At 68.8% G+C, this 3,627-nt stretch carries 2 protein-coding genes; both read right to left on the bottom strand.

Annotated features, from left to right (window positions below):
- Positions 1-48: 48 nt before the first annotated feature.
- A complete protein-coding gene (locus AOJ26_RS38800) occupies positions 49-2,628 on the bottom strand; it encodes an ABC transporter permease (RefSeq protein ID WP_053853042.1) in 2,580 nt (859 codons plus the stop codon).
- Complete coding sequence (locus tag AOJ26_RS38805) at positions 2,625-3,413, bottom strand: ABC transporter ATP-binding protein (protein ID WP_053853043.1); 789 nt, start codon at positions 3,411-3,413, stop codon at positions 2,625-2,627. The genes AOJ26_RS38800 and AOJ26_RS38805 overlap by 4 nt, the downstream gene beginning before the upstream one ends.
- Between the last annotated feature and the right edge of the window lie 214 nt (positions 3,414-3,627).

A 3,627-nucleotide genomic window follows, 5' to 3' on the forward strand; every position in this document is an offset into this window, starting at 1 on the left:
GCCCCCCGTGGCTTCTCGGTGCCGGGCCCGCCCCCGTCCCCGGGAGGGCTACTCGGTGGCGATGGCGTTCAGGACGTTCATCCGGCCCGCCCGGAACGCCGGGATCAGGGCGGCGAACAGACCCACGAAGGCCGAGCCGATGAAGACCGCGATGATCGTCGGCCAGGGGATCTCCAGGACCTTCAGGCCCTCCAGGGCGAGGAGCTTCTGGGCGGTGGCACCCCAGCCCATGCCCAGGCCCAGCCCGAGCAGTGCGCCGAAGAGCGCGATCACTACCGACTCCATGCGGATCATCCGGCGCAGCTGGCGCCGCGAGAGGCCGATCGCCCGCATCAGGCCGATCTCCCGGGTCCGCTCGACCACCGAGAGCGCCAGGGTGTTCACGACACCGAGGATCGCGACGATGATCGCGAGGGCCAGCAGGCCGTAGATCATGTTCAGGAGCTGGCCGATCTGGTCCTTGAGGGCTTCCTTGTAGTCGGTCTGGTCGCGCACGGTGTACTGCGGGTAGTCGTGCAGCGCCGACTTCAGCGACTTGTACGCCGCGTCCGTCTGGCCTTCCTTGGCCGAGGCGAAGACGAGCTCGTCCAGGGGCATCTTGTCGGCCGGCACGTACTTGGCGAGCGTGGCGGTGGAGATGTACTTCGAGCCCGCGTCGATCAGGCCGTCGCTGCTCGTGATGGCCCGCACGGTCAGGTCGGCCGTGGCGCCGTCCTTGAAGGCGACCTTGATCTTCGACCCGAGGTGGATGCCGTGCGCCTTGGCGAACTTGTCGTGCACGGACATCGAGTCGGGCTTGTACGCGTCGGCGAGCTTTCCGGCGACCGTCTTGGTCTGGAGGTCGGTTGCGTACGTCGGGTCGGCCGCCGTGATGTCGGTGTCCTTGAGGGTCTTGCCGTCGGGGGTCGTGTAGTCGGCCTCCGTGATCTTGTACTCGGTGACGTGCGCGAGTCCCGGCGTGTCCTTGACGGCCTTCACGGCCGCCGGGGTGACGAGCTGCCCGCTGTCGGACTGGATGATGAAGTCCGTGCCGACCGTCTTGTCGAGCTGGTCCGTGGCCGAGGCGACCATGGAGGAGCCGACGACCGACAGGCAGGCGACCAGCGCGAGGCCGATCATCAGGGCGGCGCCCGTGGCTCCGGTGCGGCGCGGGTTGCGCAGGGCGTTGCGCTCGGCCATGCGGCCGACGGGACCGAACACCCTGAGGACGACGGCGCCCAGGACGCGCACCACGCCACCGGCGAGGAGCGGGCCGATCACGACGAAGCCGATCAGGGAGAGCACCACGCCGAGGCCGAGCCACGAGGAGCCCTCCTTGGCCTTGTCCGCCTCGGCGGCGAGGTAGAGCGCGTAGGCGCCGCCGGCGGTCAGGAGCGTGCCGACCAGGGCCCGTACGCGGCCCGCCCTGGCGTCGGCGGGGGCGCCCGCGTCCCGCAGGGCGGCCATCGGGGAGACCTTGCCCGCGCGGCGGGCCGGCAGCCAGGCGGCCAGGACGGTGACGACCACACCGAGGACCAGGCCGACGACCGGGGTGGTCCAGGCGATGGTGAGGTCACTGGTGGAAAGGTTCATGCCCATGGAGCCCATGAGCTTCATCAGCCCGATCGCGAGGCCGACGCCCGCGCCGACCCCGAGCACCGACCCGAACACGCCCAGCAGGAGCGCCTCGGCCAGCACGGACCGGTTGACCTGCTTGCGCGAGGACCCGATCGCCCGCATGAGGCCGATCTCCCGGGTGCGCTGCGCGACCAGCATGGAGAAGGTGTTGATGATCAGGAAGATGCCGACGAGGAAGGCGATCCCGGCGAAGCCGAGCATCGCGTACTTCATGACGTTCATGAAGCCCTCGACGTCCTTCTGGTTGGCGTCGGCGGTCTCCTTGGCCGTCTGCACCTTGTAGGTGCCGCCGAGCTCGGCGGCGACGTTCTTCTTGAGCTGCGCGTCGGTGACCCCGGGCGCGGCCGTGACATTGACGTTGGTGAAGACGTTCGACTCGCCGACGAGCGTCTGCTGGGCGGTTTTGGTGTCCAGGTAGAAGATCGCCGCACCGGGGTTGGTGACCTCGAACTCGGCGACGCCGGAGATCTTCGCCTTGTGCGTGCCGACCGCGCTGATGACGCCGATCTCGTCACCGAGCTTGAGGTGGTGCTTGTCGACGGTGTCCTTGTCGACCATCACCTGGCCGGAGTTCTTGGGGGCCGCTCCGGAGGTGATCTTCATGGTGCGGGCGTCGTTGCCGTTCCAGCTGCCGACGATGGTCGGGCCGCCGCCGGACGGCGAGAGGCTGTCCTTGTCGGCGTCCACGACGGTCACCGAGGTCGAGAAGACGGTCCCCTCCGCCGTCTTCACGCCCTGTGCCTCGCGCACCTTGGACAGTACGGAGGCCGGCATGACCGGCGGCTTGCCGTTGCCGGAGGTCGTCTCGCCGCTGTCGGAGGCACCCTTGGCGCTCACCGTCACGTCCGAGGAGGTGGCCGCGAAGAGCTTGTCGAAGGTGGTGTTCATCGTGTCGGTGAACACCAGCGTCCCGCAGACGAAGGCGACCGACAGCAGGACCGCCACGGCCGACAGGGCCATGCGTCCCTTGTGCGCGAAGAAGTTGCGCATGGAGGTCTTCATGACGGTCATGACGTGCGCCCCCGGGCGTCGAAGTCCTTCATGCGGTCCAGGACGGCATCCGCGGTCGGCTTGTACATCTCGTCGACGATCCGGCCGTCGGCGAGGTACAGCACGCGGTCCGCGTAGGAGGCGGCCACCGGGTCGTGCGTGACCATCACGATGGTCTGGCCGAGCTCGTCGACCGACCTGCGCAGGAAGCCCAGCACCTCGGCGCCCGCGCGCGAGTCGAGGTTTCCGGTCGGCTCGTCACCGAAGATGATCTCGGGGCGGGCGGCCAGGGCACGGGCCACGGCGACGCGCTGCTGCTGTCCGCCGGAGAGCTGGGTGGGCCGGTGCCGGAGCCGGTCCGAGAGTCCGACCGTGTCCACCACGCGCGCGAGCCACTGCTTGTCCGGCTTGCGCCCGGCGATGTCCATGGGCAGCGTGATGTTCTCGAGCGCGTTGAGCGTCGGAAGCAGGTTGAAGGCCTGGAAGATGAACCCGACGCGGTCCCGCCGCAGTTGGGTGAGCTTCTTGTCCTTCAGGCCGGTGATCTCGGTGTCGTCCAGGAAGATCTGACCGCTCGTCACGGTGTCGAGACCGGCGAGGCAGTGCATGAGGGTGGACTTGCCGGACCCGGAGGGGCCCATGATCGCGGTGAACTGTCCGCGAGCGATGTCCACGTCCACATGGTCGAGGGCGACGACACGGGTCTCGCCGGACCCGTACGCCTTGACGACCTGCCGCGCCCGCGCGGCAACGGCCGTACGCCCTCCAGTGCCCCCGTGCCTGGTGATGGTTACAGCCGATGTCACGGTATGTCTCCTATATCGGTAAGTCAGTGAGCCGCCGGGACCGCCCGGCGTTCGGTAAGTGCTGGTGCCTTGTTCGGTACGGCGTTCAGTCTGGTGCCGCGGGTCGGTCCGGCGCGCTGGTGCTCAGCACCGTCTTCTACGGGGGAAAACCCCACCCCCGCCGATCCGGGCCGTCCTTAACCTGGCTTTACGCCGCTGCGGAGCGGCGGGGGAG

Origin of the sequence: Streptomyces sp. NRRL B-24085, from assembly GCF_001282115.1 — a bacterium.
Lineage (GTDB): Bacteria > Actinomycetota > Actinomycetes > Streptomycetales > Streptomycetaceae > Streptomyces.

Bases quoted from the DNA above. Each gene is read 5' to 3' on its own strand.
- AOJ26_RS38800 (WP_053853042.1), bottom strand. From the start codon at position 2,628: ATGACCGTCATGAAGACCTCCATGCGCAACTTCTTCGCGCACAAGGGA.